Genomic DNA, 20,025 nt, shown 5'->3' with positions numbered 1-20,025 from the left:
CCCTGCGTGGGCCGACCGGGCCTATTGTGGTGCAGGTGCTGCCTTCAGCAGCATGTCGCGGACCTTGTCAGTTTCGCCGACTCGCAGACGCACCGGCAGAGTGATCACTTTGCTCCGAAAAGCCGGGGGCAGACGTACGGCATCTTTCTCGGTCGTTATCATCTGAGCACCCAGTTGGCGCGCCTCGTTTTCCAGACGGGCCATCAGTGCCTGAGTCAGAGGCTGGTGATCGTCCAGGGCTTCGGCGCGGACCAGGTCTACGCCCAGCTGCCGCAGGGTTTTGAAGAACTTCTCGGGGTGGCCGATCCCGGCAAATGCCAAAGCGCGTGTGCCGGTCCAGTCCATGCCGGTTTGCAGGGGCTCGATTGCTCCGGTGACATGGGGAACGGACAACTTGTCGCCCCACTGAGCGGTGAAAGCCATTTGCGCGGCCTCATCGCCCAGAGACAACACAAGGTCGGCCCGTTTCAACCCGATGTCGACCGGTTCCCGCAGTGGCCCGGCAGGCAGGCACAAACCGTTTCCGAACCCGCGTTGAGCATCGACAACAATGATCGAGAAATCCTTGGCCACCGAGGGGTTTTGAAACCCGTCATCCAGCACGATTACCGTGGCGCCCGCCGCTGCGGCGGCCCGTGCGCCCGCCGCTCTGTCCTTTGCAACCCAGACTTCGGCAAACATCGCCAGAAGCAGCGGCTCGTCTCCTACTTCGGCAGCCGTGTGCCGGGCCGGATCAACCTGCACCGGCCCGTCCAAAGAGCCTCCGTGCCCCCGCGTGACGACATGTGGTTCGTGCCAGGCGCCTCGAAGCTGTTCAAGGGTCCAGATCACCGTTGGTGTTTTACCGGTTCCACCAGCATTGAGGTTGCCGATACAGATCACGGGCACACCCGGCTTTTCGCCGGATTCCGAGGCGATCCTTCGGGCGGTTGCCGCTGCATATAGGCGCCCCAACGGTGTCAGTAGGCGCGCCCTCAGATCCGGTTGGTCCGGGGTCGTGTTCCAGAAATCAGGTGCCCGCATGATCCGCACTCCGCTGATCCAGAATATCCTGCACCATTTCGATCAGGGCGTCAGCCTGCGGTGCGCCTTCGGTCAACAACTGCCATCCAGCCAACGCCATGCCGGCAGCTTGATCCGGTGCCAGAAGCTGCACAACGGCGTCGCCCAGTTCGGTTGCCGTCTTAACCTCTTTGGCGGCGTTCACCTGTTGCAGGCTGGAATAGAATTCCTGATGGCGATGCACATATGGTCCGAACATGATCGCAGACCCCAGCGCGATTGCTTCGGACGGGTCCTGACCGCCCGCGCCGCGTTCCAGCGAGCTGCCCATGAAGGTCACTGGTGCCATGCGATGCCACAGGCCCAGGTTTTCGGGGTCCGATGTCAGGACGACCTGAGTGGTGTCTTCAATCATGTCCCCTTCATCCCAGTTGATGCAGCGCAGGTCCATCGATTCCAGCCGCCGTCTCAGCGGCGAGACTTCCGGCTCGTTTGCCACGTGCAACACCAGAACCAGCCGATGCAGCATCCGCAGCGCCTGACGGTGGGCTGTCAGAACCGAGATGAATTCCTTGTCCTGAACCCATGCTGCCAGCCAAACCGGACGCCCGGCAAGTGTATGAGTGGTCTCGATAAGTTCGTCTTCTGGCCAGGGCCGGGGGTTGGGGCTGATCCGCAAAGGCGGTGATTCCGCAACTTTTCCGGATTGGATTCCGAGGCGGCGGATCTGTCGAGCCGTCTCGGCGGATGGCGTGAGAATCTTGCGGAAACAGTCAAAGGTCACCCGCGTGATGTCCGGCAACCAACGGGCGTTCCGGGACAGTGTGACGCTGAATTGGGCGTCGAACAGGACCAGCGGGATCGCCTGTTCGTCAGCGCGCGTGACAATGTTGGGCATCAGATCGCCACCGACCCACAACCCCATGTTCGGACGCCAGTATTCGATAAACTCGCGGGCGGCGCCACTCTGTTCCTGTGGCAGGTTGATCAAAGGGAACCTGCTGTCCGGCCAGTTGGACAGATCCTCATCCGGGGGGGCTGTCAGCAGGAAATTCAGCTTGGCCCTGACCTGCGACAGCCGACGGCAGAAGTCGGTCACAGCCCGCAGCCGATCCGGTGTGGCAACATGGATCCATAGCAACTCACCTTCGGGGCGCGGCGGGTTGGATTGCGGCGCAACCCCGTTGCGCAACCCCCATGACAACACCCTGTAGGCGGCCAGGCTGAGTGAGCGCGGTTTGCTCATGTTCCGATTCCCGGCCCGGCCGGATCCAGCAGTGCCGACAGTTGCTGATGAATCGAGGCGCTGGCGGCGATCACGCCGTTCAACCTGGGATGCATATTGTTGAAGATCAGCCGTTGACCCGTACGGTCGGAACACACGCCGCCGGCCTCTCGGATGATCAGGTCGCCGGCGGCAATATCCCATTCCCAACTGGGGCGCAGGGTCAGCATGCCATCGAACCGACCCTGCGCAACCAAAGCCATGCGATAGGCAAGTGACGGGCGATACGCGCGTTCGAAATCTGGCGCCTGCGCGTCGCGCCAGTGCCGAGCGTCAAGATTTGGCTTGGCGGCCAGAATTTCTGATTGCAAAAGCTCTGCGGTATCCGAGGTCGTGATCGTCTTACCATTGAGAGTGGCGCCCTGACCCTGTGCCGCCGTGTACAGCAAATCCCGCATCGGCAGGTAAATGACCGCCGCCGTCACCACGCCGTTATCGGCGACGGCTATGGAATGTGCCCAGGTGCGCGCGCCTTCTGCAAAGCTCCGGGTGCCGTCGATCGGGTCGATGATGAAAGTGCTGTTACGGTCCAGCCGGTCGGTGGAATCCTCGGATTCCTCACTTAGCCAGCCATAGCCCGGTCGCACCGAACACAACCGCTCCTCCAGCATCGTGTTCACGGCAAGATCTGCCTCGGTCACTGGGCCGGCGCCATCGGGTTTGTCCCAGCGCTGTGCTTGCGTGCCGGAATAGCGCGTGGCGATCTTGCCGGCCTCCAGCGCCGCCTCGATCAGCAGGGGCAGATCAGTTGCCGGCAAGTGTCATTCCTTCGATCAGAAGCGACGGAACCACGCGCGACAGGTATGGGCGGGCATCGTTCGCCGGGATGATCCGGCGCAGCATGTCCCGCAGATTGCCTGCGATGGTGCATTCATTGACCGGATGCGTGATCTCGCCATTCTCGACCCAGAAGCCCGATGCACCCCTTGAATAGTCACCGGTATTGGGGTTGATCGTCGATCCGATCATGGATGTGACCAGCAACCCGGTCCCCATATCGCGCAGCAGGTCGGCGCGGCTTTGGTCACCTTGTGTCAGGCTCAGGTTCCAGTTGCTGGGCGATGGCGGGCCCGAGACCCCACGAGCGGCATTTCCCGTGGACACCATATCCAGTTTTCGCCCGCTTGACAGGTCCAACGTCCAGCCGGTCAGAACGCCGTTTTCCACGATTGCCCGGCGTTGTGTCGGCAGACCCTCGGCATCAAAGGGACGCGAGCCCGAAATGCGCGGGCGGTGCGGGTCTTCGATCAGGGACAGGTGCGCGGGCAGAACGTCCTGCCCCAAACAATCCTTGAGCCAGGATGCGCCCCGTGCGATCGCCGCGCCATTGCTGGCGGCCAGAAGGTGGCCGATGAGCGAAGACGAGATCCGTTCGTCGAAGAGCACCGGAAAACTTCCCGTCACAGGTTTGCGCGCACCAACCTGTTGCACGGCGCGTTCGCCTGCTGTGCGCCCGATTTCTTCCGCGCTGCGCAGGTCGGATTGGAACGTCCGGCTGTCGCCGTCATAGTCCCGTTCCATCCCGGTGCCTTCGCCCGAGATCGCAACACAGGAAACCGACCTGCTGCTGCGCGCGTATCCGCCGGTGAACCCGTTTGTCGCGGCCAGATGCACATGGTGGGTCCCGTAACTTGCGGCCGCATCCGACACCTGGGTGACACCGGCGACGGCCAGCGCTGCGGCCTCGGCCGTCAGAGCATCCTGCATCAGGGCTTCGGCAGACGGGGCCGGGGCGGGGTCTGACAGTTCCAGTGACTCTATGTCCCAGTCTGTGACCAGCTGGTCCTTGTCAGCCAGTCCGGAAAACGGATCTTCGGGGGCCTCCCTGGCCATCGCGACAGCTCGTTCCGCCATGGCGCGCAGGGTTTCAGGGCGGCTGTCGGAACTGGACACAATGGCGGATCGTTTGCCCAGAAACACCCGCAATCCCAAATCAGTCCCTTCCGAGCGTTCGGCATGTTCCAGCGCGCCGCCCCGCACTTCGACGGAAACAGAGGATCCGTCGATAACGATGGCATCCGCCGCGTCCGCGCCTGCCTTGCGGGCCACGTCAAGCAAGTGATGGCTGATTTCTTCTGGTGAGCAGGTCATGAGGCCTCCGGGTTGATTGCCAAGGACCTAGCCTTGGACCGCCCGTCTCGCAAGACCTGTGACCAGATTGTGCGTTGAGGATCGCGGTGAACCCGTGCCGTTTCAGAGGTTTGGGCAGGGGTTGGCAGGACAGAGAAAGGGCCGCATGTTGCGCGGCCCTTTCCGTTGATTGTCACTTGATACGCTGACCATTCGCCAGGATCTGGCCGTCTTCGGTGAACTCGATCTTCGAGTTCAAAGTGTCCGGTTCTTCGCCCGGAACTGCCATCAGACCCATCATCATGCGGGCACCCAGCGCGTCTTCGTCCGAGATGATTCCCATTCCGATCAGGGTGTCGATCAACTGGTTGGCGCCAACCAGCTGAAGGTTCGCCACGCCGCTTGGGCTGGGCAGGCCATCAAACTCTTCGGTATTGGTGTTGTCGAAAGCAAAATCACCGTCACCGGTCAGTTTGGCGCCAACCAACGAAACCAGCAGTTCGTTGATCTTCAGCGAGTGCAATTCCCCCGGGGCTTCGTCGGATTCGACGTCGATTTCAGGATCGAAGATATTCATCAGCACTTTCGCGGTTCCTGTCGCATCCAGCGCAATCGTCGCCGGATCACGCGGCAACGCGCCCGCAGGATCGAAAATGCCCCACAATATGTCCGACATGGTGAAATCGGTCAGGTTCAGCCCAAAGCCGAAGGGTTGAACCTCGTCCGATTGCTGGATGGGGAATTCGAAGTTCAGGCCCGCCTTGGCCATCGAAAGTTCGATCGGGAACGGCAGGCCCGCCGTGGTAACGGCCATCTTCGTGCTGTTCTGGTCAATGTCATAGACGATACGCTCTGCATCGATGCTGGCTGCAAAACGCCCGCCTTCGGACGTGCTGTTCATCGAGAACGCCTGACCTTCGCTGGTCCCGCTCAGATCCGTGCTGCCCGCGGCATAGGTGAAGGTGCCGTCAAACGAAAAACCGGCTTTGTAAAAGGCTTCTGGGTCCGAAAAGTCAAAATCCGGCGGGACCACATTGTTGCCCTCAAATGCCAGTTGATCGAGTTGACCGTTGATCAACCCGTTTTCGCCGCTTTCAGGATCCTGAAAGTTCAGATCATAAGTTAACGTGGCTGCGTTGAACGTCTGGCTGATGTTCCGATTGTCACCGATCTGCATCCGCGAGCTGCCGGACAGATCGCTTGCTTGGACATCGATGCCAAACACATCCTTGGGCAGAGTCTCACCATCGACCTCAATCGAATCCAGTTTCACGCCCAGATTGTCAGCCTTGTAGTCATAGGTCATGTCGTCCGGTGTGCCTGACACGACCATTTTCAGTTGGTTGTGGGAATAGGTGACAGTGGCTGCGAAGTTTTCGTCTTCGGCCTGACCGGTGATTTCCATGGGAAAGCTTTCCGGCAGGTCAATGGTAACGGTCCCGTCACCATTTTCGGTCAGTGTCATTTCCGGCATGACCATCTGAAACCGTCCGTCCTCTTCGGGAAGGGCCACTGAAAGTGTTATGTTGGAAATCGTGGTGACGTCGCCCGAGGTGCTTTCGTCTCCTGTGACGGTGTAACCCATCGAGGTGAAATAGCTCTGCCAATCGGACCAGACGTCATCGGCCGACAGATCGGCAAACGCCCCTTGGGTGGCAACGGCATAAGCCAGGGCAGCGCCGCAGCTGCGGCGAAGGAAAACGGACATAAGGTAACCCTTCTTGATCAATTTGTGGCGCATGGTCGGTTTTGTGGCGGGTATCGTCAAGGGGGCAAGGGCTGGACCCTTTCCCCGTTTACGCGCTACGGCTGTAGCCGACAGAGATTACAATGCGTGAGGAAGGGCAAATGCAGGGAAAAACTGTTCTCATAACCGGGGCCAGCCGAGGAATTGGGGCCGAGGCAGGGCGCGTTTTTGCCGCAGCCGGCGCCAATGTCGCATTGGTGGCTCGCAGCAAGGACCAGATTGACGCTCTGGCGGCCGCATTGGGCGATCAGGCCATCGCATTGGCCTGTGACGTCAGCGATTTCGCGCAGGTGGAACAAGCCGTGGCCACATGCGTGGACCGGTTCGGTGGGTTGGATGTTCTGATCGGCAACGCGGGTGTGATCGATCCGATCTTTCATCTCTCGAATGCTGACACCGAGGCGTGGAGCAAGGCCATCGACATCAACCTGAAAGGTATTTTCTACGGGATGCGCGCGGCGTTGCCGGTGATGCGGGCTGCGGGAGGAGGGAGCATTCTGACGATCTCGTCCGGTGCAGCATCGAACCCGGTCGAAGCCTGGAGCCATTATTGCGCCTCGAAGGCCGGGGCCAAGATGCTCACGGAATGTCTGCATCTGGAAGAAGCCCATAATGGTATTCGCGCCATGGGCCTGTCACCGGGGACGGTGGCCACCGATATGCAGCGGTCGATCAAGGCCAGCGGCATAAATCCAGTCAGTCAGCTGGACTGGGATGTGCATATCCCCGCGGACTGGCCCGCACAGGCGCTGTTGTGGATGTGCTCGGATGATGCCGATGAATTCCTTGGCACTGAAATTTCGCTGCGGCTTGAAGACATTCGCAAACGGGCCGGGCTGATATGATCGATTTGACCAAAGAAGGCGGCCTGTGGACCGTCACGATCAACAATCCCGGCAAGGCGAACGCCCTGACCGGGGCCATGCTGGCGGAACTGGCCGAGATCGCCGAATCCGCGACAGAGGCCAAGGCGTTGATCCTGACCGGCGCGGGCAAAGTGTTCAGCGCTGGGGCAGATCTGGACGAAGCGCGCGCCGGTCTGGCCAAATCGGATGTCTGGGAAAGGCTGTCCGGCGCCATTGCCGCGTTGCCCTGTCTGACCGTTGCCGCACTGAACGGCACTTTGGCAGGCGGGGCCAACGGTATGGCGCTGGCCTGTGATCTGCGCATTGCCGTGCCGTCGGCCAAGTTCTTCTATCCGGTGATGAAGCTGGGGTTTCTGCCACAACCGTCCGACCCCGCGCGGCTGGCGGCTCTGGTCGGACCGGCAAGGGCCAAGTTGATCCTTTTGGCGGGTCAGAAAATCACCGCGCAGGAGGCGTATGAATTTGGCCTCGTGGACCGAATTGTGGATCCCGATCACCTGATGCAAACCGCACGCGATCTGGTGGCCGACAGCGTGAACGCCGACCCCGAGATCGCGGCGGGAATCGCAAGGTTGTGCTCATGAGGCTGTCTGCACTGCGCCTGCGGGTCGCCGACCCGGATCGGCTGGCCGCGTTTTATCGCGACATTCTGGGCATGTCCGTCGGCCCAGCAGAAACCGGCTACCGTGTCGGCTATGACGGTGCAGACGCAGATATTTTGTTGCTGCCGGGTGGAGGAGGGTACACCCATGACAAGGGGCAGCGGTACTGGAAGATAGGAATCACCGTTCCGGATGTCGATCTTGCTGCGGCTCATCTGCGCAGGTTCGACGTACCAGTGAGCACGCCGAACCAGTTTCTGGACATCGGCTATATGTGCCATCTTGCGGATCCCGAAGGGTTCGTCATCGAACTGCTGCAACATGATTTCGAAGGCAACCGGCCGCCGTATGCAGCGGACCCCGACGCGCCTTTTGCGCAGGCTCGGATCGGTCAGATTACCCTTCGAACCGGCGATATTGCCTCCGAAGACGCGTTCTGGCGCGCCCGGGGCATGTCGTTGCTGTCAATGCAGGAGGTCGCCCCTTACGGCTTTGACCTGCATTTCTATGCCTTTACCAACGAAACCCCGCCCAATTCTGAACTTTGGGCTGTTGAAAACCGCGAATGGCTGTGGAAACGCGCCTATACGACGTTGGAATTCCAGCATGTTGCGGGCGCACAATTCGCCCATGTGCCGGACTTTCAGGGTATCGAGATCGAAGGCCTGTCCGAACCTCTCACAGATATTGTCGGCGGCCAGATCCTGCCAGGTTGATCAGCGCCCGCGCCGCTTGCCCGGAACTTTCGAACGAAACCCGGGTGGACGTTTGCGGACCCAAGTCAAAAATTTCTCGAGCCTTGGATGCGCACGCAGGGCCTCGACCGTGTTGAAACTGCGTGCCAGTTCGGCTTCGGTCAGGGTGGCGTGCACCTCTTTGTGGCAGATCTGATGCAGCAGAACGGTAGGTCCGCCCTTGCCTCCTTTGAGTTTTGGGATCAGATGATGCAGGCTGCCACCCCCATTGGGGATCGGGCGGCCGCAAAGCGGGCAGATCGGATCGCTGTTCGTCATGATGATGTGAAACTTGCGCCTGTGACGGGCGAAGGCAAGAGGGTGCGAATGGCGCATGCAGTGGTGATCGGAGCAGGCCCCGCCGGGTTGATGGCGGCCGAACAGCTGGCCGCAGCCGGGCATTCCGTGTTGGTGGCCGAGGCCAAACCTTCGGTCGCGCGCAAGCTCCTGATGGCCGGGAAATCGGGGCTGAACCTGACCAAGGACGAGCCGCTTGACGACCTGATCCGCGCCTATGGTGAAGCGGCAGATTGGTTGCGTCCGATCATGTCTGAATTTGATGCCGAAGCTGTTCAGCACTGGGCGCGCGGGTTGGGGCAGACGTTGTTTGTCGGCTCGACGGGGCGCGTGTTTCCCGAAGCAATGAAGGCCTCGCCCTTGTTGCGGGCCTGGTTGGCACGATTGGACAAGGCCGGGGTCGAGATCAGGACCCGCTGGCGTTGGACTGGCTGGGAAAGTGATGCGCCGGTGTTCGACACTCCGGACGGGCGGCGCAGTGTTTCGACGGATGTCACCGTGCTGGCACTGGGCGGTGCAAGCTGGGCCCGCCTTGGCTCGGACGGTCACTGGGCGCAGATATTGGCCGGAAAAGACGTGGCTTTAGCACCCTTTGAACCCGCGAACTCAGCCATTTCCGTTGATTGGAGCCCACATATGCAGCCCCATTTCGGGGCCGCATTGAAATCGATCCGATGGATGGCAGGCGATTTGGAAAGCCGAGGAGAGGCTGCGATTTCCAGAACCGGTCTGGAAGGCGGAGGGCTGTACTCGCTGACACCGGCGTTGCGCGCGGGGCAGCCATTGTTTGCTGATCTGACGCCTGATCTGGACCAACAGGCTCTGCTGGCGCGGTTGTCCGCGAAACGGTCGAAAACAACGCTGTCCCAGTGGATGAGAAAATCGCTGAACTTGTCTGCTCAGAAAATCGCCCTGTTTCATGAAATGGCAAAACGCGGCGGACACTCTCAATCCGTGCAGGTGAGCATGTTGAAAAAGCTGCCTATCCGGCATGCCGGCCTTCGCCCGATGGACGAAGCCATTTCGACCGCAGGTGGTATCAAACGGACAGCGCTGGATGACGGGCTGATGCTGACAGCCCTGCCGGGTGTGTTCTGCGCCGGGGAAATGCTGGATTGGGAGGCCCCGACCGGGGGCTATCTGCTTACGGCTTGCCTGGCGACCGGGCGCTGGGCCGGTCGGTCTGCCGCCGACTGGCTGGAAAAGGCTGATTGACCTAGCGGGATCGCGCCAACATCGCCAAACGGATCATCGCGCGTTCCACCAGCGCCATTGCGGGGGCTGTCTGCCCCGCAGACCGCAGCGCCAAATCCGTATCGGTCAGAACCGTAAGCGCGGTTTGCAGCTTGGCCGCACCCCAACCTTGTGCCTGCCGCAGGATACGGTCACGCCGTTTGCCGTAAACCGGCGGACGCAGCTTGCCGATGCCCTGCGCAGCACCACCGGGATCAGAAGCGCAGGCATAGAGTGTCCGAAAATGCCGCATCGCTCCGATGCACAGAGTCACGCCATTGGTGCCCTGCGCCTGCAACCTCCGGATCAGAGGCCCGATCTCACCGGCGCGGCCTTCGGCAACGACGTTGAGAACATCATCCAGCGCCGCCTCGGTCGAGCGCGGGGCGCAGGCCTCGATATCTTCGATTGTCAAATCAGTGCTGTCACCGCGTTTGTAAAGAGACAGTTTTTCAATCGTTTGGGCGAAATCACCGGGGCTGAGGCTTACTGCCAATTCGCTGATTGCAGACATGACATCTCGGGGCACGTTTTTCATACCCGACTCGGCAAGAACCCGTTCCACTTCGGCGCGTGAGGGCGGGTCGTCATAAATGCCGACGGCATAGGCGGCAGGGTGGCCTTCGAACGCCTTGCGGATTTTCGAGCTGGGTTTCAATTGCCCCGCGGTCACGATGATCTGGGCGTCTCCGGGGGCCCAATCTTCGAGCGCGGCCAGAATTGCCGACGCCGCGGTTTCGGTTGCGTCTTCCACGAAAACGGCACGTGGACCGGGAAAGAAGCCGACCGCCTTGACCGCGTCCAGCAGCAGGGCGGGATCACCACGCAGATCGCCACCGGGCATGCGGGTCAGGCGCATTTCTTCTTCGGCTTGGGGGCCAAGCAGAGCGGCCAGCACCTGCTGCCGCTTAAGCGCAACCCGCATCGCATCCGCGCCATAGATAAGCAGCCCGGTCTTGTCCGCGTCCGGCTTGGCAAAATACCCCTCAGCCTCGCGCGGGCTCAGCTTCATGCGGCCAGATCCGGTGTGGCGTAAAGTCGGTTCATGATCTGACCCGACAGAATCATCATCAGCCGTCTCTTGGCATCGCGCTCATCCGCCAATGTGGAAACGGTCGATCCTGCGGCAGAATATGACACAAAATCCGCCACCGAGCCCGAGGCGATGATCTGACCGGTTGCGTTGGACCGCAGGTTGTATTGTGCGCTTCCGTCGATGGTGTAGCGCTGCGTTTCGTTTGTGGTGGTGATTGCTGCGCCACGCGTTACGGTCGAAACCTGAACATCCAGCTTGTAATCGTTCACCGACCCGGCGCTTCGCCCCAGTTGTTGTTCCAGATTTTGGACCAGCAAATAGCTTTCCACGGTGTTGGGCGCCGACACCTCGACGCGGCCATACAAGGCCGAACCCGATCCGCCAGGTGCATAGACGGGCTCAAAGCCGCAGGCGGCCAGCGCCAGCGGCATCAGCAAAAACGTTCTGCGATCAAACGACAACATTCACAATCCGGCCCGGAACGACGATCACTTTCTTCGGCGCATTCCCTTCCAGCGCCTTTTGAACAGCTTCGGTGCTGAGCGCAATTTTTTCAACCTCGGCTTTGTCCAGATCCTTGGCCACGCTGATTTCCGCGCGACGCTTGCCGTTGATCTGAATCGGCAAGGTGACAGTGTCATCAACCAGCATTGCCTCGTCGGCGACGGGCCATGGCGCAACGGCCACAAGGCCTTCGCCGCCCTGATGGGCCCAAATATCTTCCGCCAGATGTGGTGTCATCGGCGACATCAGCTGTGCCAGCGTTTTGATGGCCTGCTTTTGGGCCGCAGCACCTGCCTTGGATTTCGCCAGCGTGTTGGTGAAGGCATAAAGCTTGGCGATGGCCGCGTTGAAGCCAAAGCTTTCAACACCCAATGTCACATCGCGGATGGTTTTGTGCATCTCGCGCAGCAGTTCCTCATCGCCTTCACCCGTGGCGTTCGGGTCCATGGCGCCGATCTTGTCGCAGAGATTCCAGACACGGTTGAGATGCTTGTACGCGGCCTCGGCCCCCGCAGCCGTCCATTCCACGTCCCGTTCGGGTGGCGAATCGGACAGCACGAACCAGCGCGCGGTATCGGCGCCGAAGGCCGAGATGATGCTGACCGGGTCGACAACGTTCTTCTTGGACTTTGACATTTTGGCCGATGGGATGATCTCGACCTGTGTGCCGTCAGCCAGTTTTCCGTCTGTGACCTCCTCGGGCAGGTGAAAGACCGGACGACCGTTGGCATCGCGGGTCTGGTAGATCTCGTGCGTCACCATGCCCTGCGTGAACAGCGCGTCGAAGGGTTCGATGGCTTTGTCCGGCAAATGCCCGGTGATGTTCATCGCGCGGGCGAAGAACCGCGAATACAGCAGGTGCAGAATCGCGTGTTCGATCCCGCCGATATACTGGTCTACATTCATCCAGTATTCCGCCTCGGCCAGATCGGTGGGCGTTTCCGCGCGCGGAGCGGTGAACCGGGCGAAATACCATGACGAATCCACGAATGTGTCCATCGTGTCGGTCTCGCGCTTGGCAGGGGCGCCACAGTTTGGGCAGGCGCAGTCGCGCCAGGTCGGGTGGCGGTCCAGCGGGTTGCCCGGTTTGTCGAAGGTGACATCATCGGGCAGGCGAACCGGAAGGTTCTCTTTCTTTTCAGGGACCACACCACAGCTTTCGCAGTGAACGACAGGAATCGGACAACCCCAATAGCGCTGACGGCTCAAGCCCCAGTCTCGCAGGCGATATTTCGTGACCCCTTCGCCCCAACCGGCTTTTTCGGCGAAATCGATGGTGGTGTTGATCGCTTCTTCTCCGGTTGCTTCGGTCAAGCCTGCGAAATGGTTCACCCAGCGGACTTTCTCGGTCTTTGGCGGGACAAAGGCGATCTTGTCGACCGGCGTGTCGTCGTCCAGCGCAAAGAACGTATCGATCACCGGCAGATCGTATTTGCGGCAGAAATCAAGGTCGCGCTGGTCATGGGCCGGGCAGGCGAAGATCGCACCGGTGCCGTAATCCATCAGGATGAAATTGGCGATCCAGACAGGCAGTTCCCAGTTCGGGTCCAGCGGGTGCTTGACGCGGATGCCGGTATCGAAACCCAGCTTTTCGCCAGTTTCGATGGCCTCTTCTGTGGTGCCGCCCTTGCGGCATTCGGCAACGAATTCAGCGACTTCCGGGTTTTCGGCCTCAAGCTGTTTGGCGATCGGGTGATCGGGCGAAATCCCCACGAAGGACGCGCCCAGCAGCGTGTCGGGGCGCGTCGTGTAGACAGTGATCGGTTCCCCACCATCGGTGCGTTCGAACCCGAATTGCAGGCCGCGCGACTTGCCGATCCAGTTTTCCTGCATCAGCCGAACCTTGGCGGGCCAGTTTTCCAGCGTGTCCAGAGCGTTCAGCAGTTCTTCGGAATAATCCGAGATCTTGAAGAACCACTGCGTCAGCTCGCGCCGTTCCACCAGCGCACCCGAGCGCCAGCCGCGCCCGTTTTCCACCTGTTCATTGGCCAGAACGGTCATGTCCACCGGATCCCAGTTGACCACGGCGTTCTTGCGATAGACCAGCCCGGCCTCGAGCATGTCGAGGAACAGCGCCTGCTGCTGGCCATAGTATTCCGGATCACATGTGGCGAATTCACGGGACCAGTCGATCGACAGGCCCAGCGGCTTCATCTGGGCGCGCATGTCGGCGATATTGCCGTAAGTCCACTCTTTGGGGTGGCCGCCGATCGCCATGGCAGCGTTTTCCGCCGGCATTCCGAACGCGTCCCAGCCCATGGGGTGCAGAACATTGTGCCCGGTGGCCAGCTTGTGCCGCGCGATGACGTCGCCCATCGTATAGTTGCGCACATGCCCCATATGGATTCGGCCGGACGGGTAGGGGAACATCTCAAGCACATAGTATTTCGGCTTGTCCGCCTTGTGGTTGGCGGTGAAGATACCTGCCTTGTCCCAGGCTTCTTGCCATTTTGCTTCGATTTCGGTGGCCGAATAGCGCGACATTGTGCGGTCCTTCGTGAATGAAAACGCCGGGTAGGAACCCGGCGTGGTATTAGTGTGATTTTCGGCGGAGTGCTAGAACTTGTTGTCCGCGATACGCAGCTGACGCGCGCGGGACAGAATCGCATCCTCCACCGCGCGGGTTGTTGCCGCGCTTACCGGGGCGCCTCCGCTGGATTGCAGGGCGACGGACAAAGACCGCGCCGCAAGCGCCGGATCACTGATGTGTACGGTCGCCCTGTATGACCGTCCTCCGCCCGGAGGAGTGCCGTAACCCGTTACGATCACTCCGGTAAACGGATCGACCTCCTGCACAGGCAAGAAGTTCAATATGTCCAGAGAAGCTGCCCACAAGTACCGGTTTACATTGGTGGTCTGCTCGGCCGTGCTGCGATCGAAAATGTCCCAAAGCGTGGTACGTTCAGGGTCGTTCAACTCGCGTTCATCGGAATTACCGCTGGCGGGATTGGGGGAATAAGTCGAAGTGCTTCGATTCTGCCCGCATGCCGCAATAGTGGTGGTCAGCATGATTAATCCCAAAATCGTAGGCAGGCGCATTGTCAGCAGGTCCTGTTTCACTTGTTGTGCAGTATTCAGGGCATACTCCTAGCCAAGGACCCTCGCTGCAACAAGCCTATTCTTCTGAAATGTAAGCGTGTCAGCCTGATCCGGGCAAAAACGAACTGTGGCATCCTTGCACCAATCTGACCCCAATGACGTGACCGGGTTTATGCCAAGCTTGCGCAATGGGGGCAAAAAGAGCGAAACGGTGTCCGTGCTGAGACATATGCCGAGGCATGTGTCGAGTAGATAACTCTTTTGAATGAAACCGAGGGAAACAAGATGAAAAAAGTTCTCTTCGCATCGACGGCGCTGATCGCGACCGCAGGCGTTGCAGCAGCTGAAGTTAACTTCAGCGGTTACGGCCGTTTTGGTATTGGCTACGTTGAAGACCGTACAGGCAGCTACGACGTTGTTCGCACCACACCAACCACTGTTAGCACTGCTGGTGGCGGCACCGCAGTCGTTACTCAGACTTCGAACGCAAGCGTTGCGACTCAAACCGACGACGTTATCCTGGTCTCGCGTTTCCGTCTGAACATCGACGGCATCGTAGAAACCGACGGCGGCGTTCGCTTTGAAGGCCGTGTTCGTCTGCAAGCCGACGAAAACAACAACGGTGAAGCAAACTCGGCCGGCCTGAACGGCGCGCGCTTCTCGGTCATCTACGGTGGTCTGCGTGTTGACGCGGGCAACGTTGCTGGCTCGTTTGACAACCTGGCAAACTACTACGGTAACGAAGTAGGTCTGGAACTGTTCGCAGGTCAGTACTCGGGTGTTGACTATAGCTTCCTGGCATACTCGTCGACCGGTTCGGGTTCGAACGCTGTGTTCTTCCAGTACTCTGTAGGCGACTTCTCGTTTGGCGCTTCGTACGACCAAGCGACACTGGCTACAGTTCCTGCAACTCCTGGTGGCCTTCCGACCGGTCCGGCAACCTTCACCGATGCAGACCGCTGGGACATCAGCGCAACCTACACCTTCAACAACATCACTGCCGCTCTGGCCTATGGTCAGACCGACGCAGGTGCAGGCAGCGATCCGAGCCTGACCGTTCTGACCCTTGGTGGCGAATGGGGTGACTTCTCGGGTACTCTGTTTGTCGCGGACGACGCAACCAAAGTTGCTGCGACCGACGGTACTGCATGGGGTCTGTCGGCTGCCTACAACCTGGGCGCTGCAACCACCCTGCTGTTCACCTACGGTGACGGTAACGCCTCTGCTGACACTCAGCAGGTTGCTATCGGTGCGATCTACGACCTGGGTGGCGGTGCATCGCTGCGCGGTGGTATCGGCCGTGACGATTGTGACAGCTGCGCAAGCGACACAATCCGTGCCGACTTCGGTGCTCAGTTCAACTTCTAAGCTGATCTGAACCGTAAGGTTTAAGGGCGGGTCTTCGGACTCGCCCTTTTCTTTTGTGCCGACTTGGTGTTTTTCTGCGCCAAAGACAGATTGAGGGCCCCATGTCGTTGCAAGAAATCACCTCACGCATTGCAAATGCCGAAGCCAGATCGGACCGCCCTGCCGGTTCCGTCAGACTGATCGCGGTATCCAAAGTACAACCGAATGAGCGGGTTCAGGCGGTACTGAAGCAGGGCCACAGGTGTTTTGGTGAGAATCGCGTACAGGAGGCGGCCAGCAAATGGCCCGCTTTCAAAGAGCAATTCGATGCCGTCGATCTGCATCTCATCGGCCCGTTGCAGACCAACAAGGCCAGGCAGGCGATGGAACTGTGCAATGCGATCCATTCGGTCGACCGCCCCAAACTGGCCAAAACCCTGGCGCGGCTGGCGCAAGAGGTGGGACACTGCCCCGACCTGTTCATTCAGGTCAATACGGGTGAAGAAGCGCAGAAGGCAGGCGTTCTTCCTGCGGATGCGGACGGGTTTATCGCGGAATGCCGATCGCTGGACCTGCCGGTGCGCGGGTTGATGTGCATCCCGCCGGTCGATGAAGAACCCACTTTGCATTTCGCCCTCTTGGCCAAGATCGCCGCACGCAACGGGCTTGAGGGGTTGTCGATGGGGATGAGCGGTGATTTCGAGCAGGCCATCGCCTTGGGCGCGACCCATGTTCGTATCGGGTCGGCCATTTTTGGCGAGCGGGTCAAACCTCAGGGATGATTAGGCGCGTTCCAAGGGCAATTCGCCCTGCAATCCAGTGCAGATGGTCCCGACGGAAGGCAATGCAGCCCTCGGTGGGGTAGCCGGGCCTGCGCCACTGGTGCAAAAAAATAGCCGATCCCTTGCCGGGAACGGCATTCGGCCAGTTCCAGTCGGTCAACAGGACCAGATCGTAAAGCGGATCAGCCCGGCGCAGTTTTTCATGACTGAACTCATAAGGGGCCGGCACCATGTGATTGTAGTGGCTGTCCTCGACGTCATCCGACCACAAGTCCTGCGGCCCAATCGGGATTGCCCAGAAGTTGGGGGCGACCAGCCGGTCGGGCCGGTAGAGCAAGCCGACGATTCGATGGCATCCGGTAGGCGTCGCCCCATCACCCTCGTGTTTCGTGTTGCTCAATCCGCCTTTGCCAACCGAACAGGGGAACGTCCTGCCAAGAAAGCGAACGCCACGCGGGGTGAGCACAAGATCGTCTGGGGTCACAACAGGTGCCCGGATTTCGCGGCTTTCGTGGCCAGGTATCCCCGGTTGTGCGCGGTTTCACCCACTTTCAAAGGAACGCGCTCGGTCACGGCGATCCCCGTGCGTTCCATCATCGAGATCTTGGCAGGGTTGTTGGTCAGCAGGCGCACCGAGTTGAAACCCAGAGATTTCAGGATATCCGACCCGAGTCGGAAGTCGCGCTCATCATCCTCGAAACCCAGCCTGTGGTTTGCTTCTACCGTGTCAAAACCCTGATCTTGAAGAAAATAGGCACGCATCTTGTTGGCCAGCCCGATACCACGCCCTTCCTGGTTCAGATACAGAAGAACGCCAGCCCCTTCGGCCCCCATTTGTGCCAGCGCGCCCCGCAATTGCGGACCGCAATCGCATTTCAGGCTGCCCATCAGATCGCCCGTGAAACAGGCGGAATGCAATCGTGCCAGCACTGGTTTGTCCCGATCCGGGCGGCCTATTTCGACTGCGTAATGTTCTTCTCCGCCATCTTCGGGGCGGAAAACATGCAGGCGGCCGGCCTCGGATACTTCCATCGGAAGACGCGCGGCAACCACCTCATGCAGGGCGCTGCGGTCCGCCAGATGCGGGGCGGCGCGCGTGTGGTCAATGCAGGTCAGGCCGTGCGATACGGCAAAGGCCCGACCGTCTTCGACCGGCACGACGACCGCGGCGGGAAGAATGCGCGCGGACTTGGCCAACGCAATCGCGATGCGGTGCAAATTGGCGTTGCCATGGCGCTCGGTCATCAACGGACCTTTCATCGGCGCGTTCAGATCGTCAGAGGGATCAGCAACCGCCTGCACCCAAGTGATATCTGCATCGGCGGGAATCGAAACGCGCGCGAGATCGCCGTCATAGGCCCGCGCCTTGAGTGTTTCGGCCCGCCGCCCGGTAATGGCCACCACCGGGTCTCCGAGCTTTTTCAGATCGGCCAGGCGTTGCGGGTTGAGCGTTTCCGCAGAGATCGCCACAACGCTAAAGCCGCTGTCATCGGTCAGCACCACTGGAACGCCCATGCGCAGATCGGCCCGGGCCCGGGCAAGAAGTTCGGTGATATCGGGGATGAGGCTCATCTATGTTACCCTATAACGCTCAGCCCTTCTCCTAGCTGTTTCGAAAGGAAATGTGAAACATTTCTGCCAACTCTGACACGAAGGCGTGAAACCGTTGCAGCAAATCTTGTTGATTGCATATTCCGCGCGCAAGTGATGGAAAAGCGTTTGGAGGATCGGGAAATGGCTCAACTCAAGAAAATCCTGTTGGTGGACGATGACGAGGATCTGCGCGAGGCGCTCAGCGAGCAACTTGTCATGACCGAAGACTTTGACGTTTTCGAAGCGTCAGACGGCCAGTCCGCGATGGAGCGCGCACGCGAAGCGATCTATGATCTGGTTATTCTTGATGTGGGTTTGCCGGATACCGACGGGCGGGAACTGTGCCGCCTGATGCGCAAACAGGGCGTCAAAAGCCCGATTCTGATGCTGACCGGTCATGACAGCGATGCCGATACGATCCTGGGCCTGGACGCCGGCGCGAATGACTATGTCTCCAAACCGTTCAAATTTCCGGTATTGCTGGCCCGGATCCGCGCTCAGCTGCGGCAGCACGAACAATCCGAGGACGCGGTATTTGTTCTTGGCCCCTATACGTTCAAGCCGGCGATGAAGATGCTGATCACGGAAGAAGACCGCAAGATCCGTCTGACCGAGAAAGAAACCAACATCCTCAAGTTCCTGTACCGATCAACCGACGGTGTCGTGGCACGGGATGTGCTGTTGCACGAAGTGTGGGGATACAATGCCGGGGTCACGACCCACACGCTGGAAACCCACATCTATCGCCTGCGTCAGAAGATCGAGCCCGATCCGTCCAATGCGCGCCTTTTGGTCACAGAATCGGGTGGATATAGGCTCGTGTCTTAACTGGTTGTGGATTGATGTGGATCAAAGTGATACTCTGCACTCATAATTAGGTTACTCCCAACCCGTGCATGTCCGGGTTATGACATGTACCTCCCTGTTGGACTGCCGGGCCGAATGGCCCGGCTTTTTTTCGCTGCTGAGGGGTGGTTTCCACAGAAGGCAGACAGCAGCACTGACCGATATTCGACCAATGATGGAGGTGAGTTCTGCCGCGTTCACCCTTCCGCCGGGGCAACGGCGCGCTGGTAAAGGTGCCACGTGGTGTGACCAAGGATCGGAAGGGTAAAGATCAGGCCCAGAAACGCTGGAACCAGCGACAACAGTATGGTGACCGAGATGATCGCCGCCCAGCTGAGCATGACCGCCGGGCTTTCGGACACGACGCGCAAAGAGGTCAACATGGCAGAGATGAAGTTGGTTTCCCGGTCCAAAAGCAAGGGCATGGCGACGACGGTCACCGAAAACAGCACGGCCGACAGGAACGCGCCGACACAGGTGCCTACGGCAAGGAAGATCCAACCCTGCGGCGTGAAGAAAACGGTGTTCAAAAACCCGTCGAAATCCGAGAAGGATGCGTTCTGGAGGATGATCGCCAGCCAAAGCCGGACCTGGTAGATCCACACCCAGAAAATGAAAAGTGTGACAAAGGCCATCCACCCCAATTCGCGTTTGCGTTGATTGGCCATGACGCTGAGGATTTCAGCCCAGCCAAAGCTTTCGCCTTGCTGCAAGCGGCGCGACATTTCATAAAGCCCGGCGGCGGCAAAAGGTGCGACCAGCGGAAAGCCGACAATGGCGGGAATGATCATCCAGATCTGGCCAAGCCAGATCAGAGCCCAAACCAGCAGAATTCCGAATACTGCATAGAACAGACCGAAAAAGCCGCTCAGGACAGGGCGGGCCAGAAAGTCGGAAAACCCGGCTTTCAGCGACGCCCTGATGTCATCCGTCGTGATCCTGTTGACCTGCGGCATGTCCCGCTGCTGCGGCGTCAGATTCTCCGGTGGCGTGGAGCCTGCGGTCTCGGATGCCATGACACACTCCTCCCAATGCATGGTGC

20 protein-coding genes are annotated in these 20,025 nt (G+C 59.8%); 7 read left to right on the top strand and 13 right to left on the bottom strand.

All coding sequences use genetic code 11. From position 1 onward, the window contains the following. Window positions 1–21: 21 nt before the first annotated feature. From lpxK to FIU92_RS14465, 5 genes are all read right to left on the bottom strand, one after another. Complete coding sequence (lpxK, locus tag FIU92_RS14485) at window positions 22–1,023, bottom strand: tetraacyldisaccharide 4'-kinase (RefSeq protein ID WP_152459278.1); 1,002 nt, start codon at window positions 1,021–1,023, stop codon at window positions 22–24. Beyond that, window positions 1,010–2,248 carry a 3-deoxy-D-manno-octulosonic acid transferase gene (locus tag FIU92_RS14480; RefSeq protein WP_152459277.1) on the bottom strand — a complete coding sequence of 413 codons (1,239 nt, stop codon included), beginning with the start codon at window positions 2,246–2,248 and terminating at the stop codon, window positions 1,010–1,012. The genes lpxK and FIU92_RS14480 overlap by 14 nt, the downstream gene beginning before the upstream one ends. Next, window positions 2,245–3,045 carry a 3'(2'),5'-bisphosphate nucleotidase CysQ gene (locus tag FIU92_RS14475; RefSeq protein ID WP_152459276.1) on the bottom strand — a complete coding sequence of 267 codons (801 nt, stop codon included), beginning with the start codon at window positions 3,043–3,045 and terminating at the stop codon, window positions 2,245–2,247. Before FIU92_RS14475 ends, FIU92_RS14480 begins: the two co-directional genes overlap by 4 nt. After that, entirely contained in the window at window positions 3,032–4,378 is a 1,347-nt protein-coding gene (locus tag FIU92_RS14470) for a TldD/PmbA family protein (RefSeq protein ID WP_152459275.1), read from the bottom strand. Before FIU92_RS14470 ends, FIU92_RS14475 begins: the two co-directional genes overlap by 14 nt. A 172-nt stretch (window positions 4,379–4,550) precedes the next feature. Then, window positions 4,551–6,098: a DUF2125 domain-containing protein gene (locus FIU92_RS14465; RefSeq protein ID WP_254705316.1), complete on the bottom strand. Its 1,548-nt coding sequence runs from the start codon at window positions 6,096–6,098 to the stop codon at window positions 4,551–4,553. A gap of 107 nt (window positions 6,099–6,205) precedes the next feature. On the opposite strand from FIU92_RS14465, the gene FIU92_RS14460 reads away from it, so the two are divergent. Genes FIU92_RS14460 through FIU92_RS14450 form a run of 3 tightly spaced genes read left to right on the top strand, consistent with a single transcriptional unit; the run spans window position 6,206 to window position 8,288 of the window. Further along, window positions 6,206–6,949, top strand: a complete 744-nt coding sequence (locus FIU92_RS14460; protein WP_152459273.1) for an SDR family oxidoreductase — start codon at window positions 6,206–6,208, stop codon at window positions 6,947–6,949. After that, entirely contained in the window at window positions 6,946–7,554 is a 609-nt protein-coding gene (locus FIU92_RS14455; RefSeq protein ID WP_152459272.1) for an enoyl-CoA hydratase/isomerase family protein, read from the top strand. Before FIU92_RS14460 ends, FIU92_RS14455 begins: the two co-directional genes overlap by 4 nt. Further along, window positions 7,551–8,288 (top strand): VOC family protein, encoded by a 738-nt coding sequence (locus FIU92_RS14450; protein WP_152459271.1) that lies wholly within the window; start codon window positions 7,551–7,553, stop codon window positions 8,286–8,288. Before FIU92_RS14455 ends, FIU92_RS14450 begins: the two co-directional genes overlap by 4 nt. On the opposite strand, the gene FIU92_RS14445 is transcribed toward FIU92_RS14450, so the two are convergent. Beyond that, on the bottom strand, window positions 8,289–8,585 hold the full coding sequence (locus FIU92_RS14445) for an HNH endonuclease (RefSeq protein WP_152459270.1): 297 nt from the start codon (window positions 8,583–8,585) through the stop codon (window positions 8,289–8,291). It abuts the gene before it with no gap. Between the two features lie 48 nt (window positions 8,586–8,633). Here FIU92_RS14445 and FIU92_RS14440 point away from each other — a divergent pair, with 48 nt between their 5' ends. After that, on the top strand, window positions 8,634–9,818 hold the full coding sequence (locus tag FIU92_RS14440) for a TIGR03862 family flavoprotein (protein ID WP_152459269.1): 1,185 nt from the start codon (window positions 8,634–8,636) through the stop codon (window positions 9,816–9,818). 1 nt (window position 9,819) lies between these two features. On the opposite strand, the gene holA is transcribed toward FIU92_RS14440, so the two are convergent. The 4 genes from holA to FIU92_RS14420 form a co-directional block, all read right to left on the bottom strand. Further along, entirely contained in the window at window positions 9,820–10,848 is a 1,029-nt protein-coding gene (holA, locus tag FIU92_RS14435) for a DNA polymerase III subunit delta (protein ID WP_152459268.1), read from the bottom strand. Next, window positions 10,845–11,336, bottom strand: coding sequence for an LPS assembly lipoprotein LptE (gene lptE / locus FIU92_RS14430; protein WP_152459267.1), 492 nt, complete (start codon window positions 11,334–11,336; stop codon window positions 10,845–10,847). Before lptE ends, holA begins: the two co-directional genes overlap by 4 nt. Then, a complete protein-coding gene (gene leuS / locus FIU92_RS14425) occupies window positions 11,323–13,860 on the bottom strand; it encodes a leucine--tRNA ligase (protein WP_152459266.1) in 2,538 nt (845 codons plus the stop codon). The genes lptE and leuS overlap by 14 nt, the downstream gene beginning before the upstream one ends. Window positions 13,861–13,932: 72 nt before the next feature. Continuing rightward, window positions 13,933–14,415, bottom strand: coding sequence for a DUF3576 domain-containing protein (locus FIU92_RS14420; protein WP_152459265.1), 483 nt, complete (start codon window positions 14,413–14,415; stop codon window positions 13,933–13,935). 285 nt (window positions 14,416–14,700) lie between these two features. Here FIU92_RS14420 and FIU92_RS14415 point away from each other — a divergent pair, with 285 nt between their 5' ends. Beyond that, entirely contained in the window at window positions 14,701–15,783 is a 1,083-nt protein-coding gene (locus FIU92_RS14415; protein ID WP_152459264.1) for a porin, read from the top strand. Window positions 15,784–15,884: 101 nt separating this feature from the next. Further along, window positions 15,885–16,544: a YggS family pyridoxal phosphate-dependent enzyme gene (locus FIU92_RS14410; protein ID WP_152459263.1), complete on the top strand. Its 660-nt coding sequence runs from the start codon at window positions 15,885–15,887 to the stop codon at window positions 16,542–16,544. Here the strand turns inward: FIU92_RS14410 and FIU92_RS14405 are convergent. Continuing rightward, window positions 16,528–17,028, bottom strand: coding sequence for a L,D-transpeptidase (locus tag FIU92_RS14405; RefSeq protein ID WP_152459262.1), 501 nt, complete (start codon window positions 17,026–17,028; stop codon window positions 16,528–16,530). The genes FIU92_RS14410 and FIU92_RS14405 overlap by 17 nt on opposite strands. Next, the gene (ribA, locus tag FIU92_RS14400) at window positions 17,025–18,116 is read right to left on the bottom strand and encodes a GTP cyclohydrolase II (RefSeq protein ID WP_152459261.1); all 1,092 of its coding nucleotides are present in this window, start codon (window positions 18,114–18,116) and stop codon (window positions 17,025–17,027) included. Before ribA ends, FIU92_RS14405 begins: the two co-directional genes overlap by 4 nt. A 162-nt stretch (window positions 18,117–18,278) precedes the next feature. Here ribA and FIU92_RS14395 point away from each other — a divergent pair, with 162 nt between their 5' ends. Next, the gene (locus FIU92_RS14395; protein ID WP_117872957.1) at window positions 18,279–18,965 is read left to right on the top strand and encodes a response regulator transcription factor; all 687 of its coding nucleotides are present in this window, start codon (window positions 18,279–18,281) and stop codon (window positions 18,963–18,965) included. A 215-nt stretch (window positions 18,966–19,180) separates the two neighbouring features. On the opposite strand, the gene FIU92_RS14390 is transcribed toward FIU92_RS14395, so the two are convergent. Beyond that, window positions 19,181–19,999, bottom strand: coding sequence for a DUF2189 domain-containing protein (locus tag FIU92_RS14390; RefSeq protein ID WP_152459260.1), 819 nt, complete (start codon window positions 19,997–19,999; stop codon window positions 19,181–19,183). Window positions 20,000–20,025 lie beyond the last annotated feature (26 nt).

Origin of the sequence: Ruegeria sp. THAF33 (assembly GCF_009363615.1) — a bacterium.
Classification (GTDB): Bacteria; Pseudomonadota; Alphaproteobacteria; order Rhodobacterales; family Rhodobacteraceae; genus Ruegeria.
This window is presented reverse-complemented; position numbering and strand designations above follow the sequence as displayed.

Coding starts and splice junctions, on each gene's coding strand:
- FIU92_RS14420 (WP_152459265.1), bottom strand. CDS start 14,415: ATGCGCCTGCCTACGATTTTGGGATTAATCATGCTGACCACCACTATT.
- FIU92_RS14480 (WP_152459277.1), bottom strand. CDS start 2,248: ATGAGCAAACCGCGCTCACTCAGCCTGGCCGCCTACAGGGTGTTGTCA.
- FIU92_RS14445 (WP_152459270.1), bottom strand. CDS start 8,585: ATGACGAACAGCGATCCGATCTGCCCGCTTTGCGGCCGCCCGATCCCC.
- FIU92_RS14455 (WP_152459272.1), top strand. CDS start 6,946: ATGATCGATTTGACCAAAGAAGGCGGCCTGTGGACCGTCACGATCAAC.
- FIU92_RS14415 (WP_152459264.1), top strand. CDS start 14,701: ATGAAAAAAGTTCTCTTCGCATCGACGGCGCTGATCGCGACCGCAGGC.
- FIU92_RS14450 (WP_152459271.1), top strand. CDS start 7,551: ATGAGGCTGTCTGCACTGCGCCTGCGGGTCGCCGACCCGGATCGGCTG.
- FIU92_RS14465 (WP_254705316.1), bottom strand. CDS start 6,098: ATGCGCCACAAATTGATCAAGAAGGGTTACCTTATGTCCGTTTTCCTT.
- FIU92_RS14390 (WP_152459260.1), bottom strand. CDS start 19,999: ATGGCATCCGAGACCGCAGGCTCCACGCCACCGGAGAATCTGACGCCG.
- lpxK (WP_152459278.1), bottom strand. CDS start 1,023: ATGCGGGCACCTGATTTCTGGAACACGACCCCGGACCAACCGGATCTG.
- FIU92_RS14470 (WP_152459275.1), bottom strand. CDS start 4,378: ATGACCTGCTCACCAGAAGAAATCAGCCATCACTTGCTTGACGTGGCC.
- FIU92_RS14410 (WP_152459263.1), top strand. CDS start 15,885: ATGTCGTTGCAAGAAATCACCTCACGCATTGCAAATGCCGAAGCCAGA.
- holA (WP_152459268.1), bottom strand. CDS start 10,848: ATGAAGCTGAGCCCGCGCGAGGCTGAGGGGTATTTTGCCAAGCCGGAC.
- FIU92_RS14440 (WP_152459269.1), top strand. CDS start 8,634: ATGGCGCATGCAGTGGTGATCGGAGCAGGCCCCGCCGGGTTGATGGCG.
- FIU92_RS14460 (WP_152459273.1), top strand. CDS start 6,206: ATGCAGGGAAAAACTGTTCTCATAACCGGGGCCAGCCGAGGAATTGGG.
- leuS (WP_152459266.1), bottom strand. CDS start 13,860: ATGTCGCGCTATTCGGCCACCGAAATCGAAGCAAAATGGCAAGAAGCC.
- FIU92_RS14395 (WP_117872957.1), top strand. CDS start 18,279: ATGGCTCAACTCAAGAAAATCCTGTTGGTGGACGATGACGAGGATCTG.
- ribA (WP_152459261.1), bottom strand. CDS start 18,116: ATGAGCCTCATCCCCGATATCACCGAACTTCTTGCCCGGGCCCGGGCC.
- lptE (WP_152459267.1), bottom strand. CDS start 11,336: ATGTTGTCGTTTGATCGCAGAACGTTTTTGCTGATGCCGCTGGCGCTG.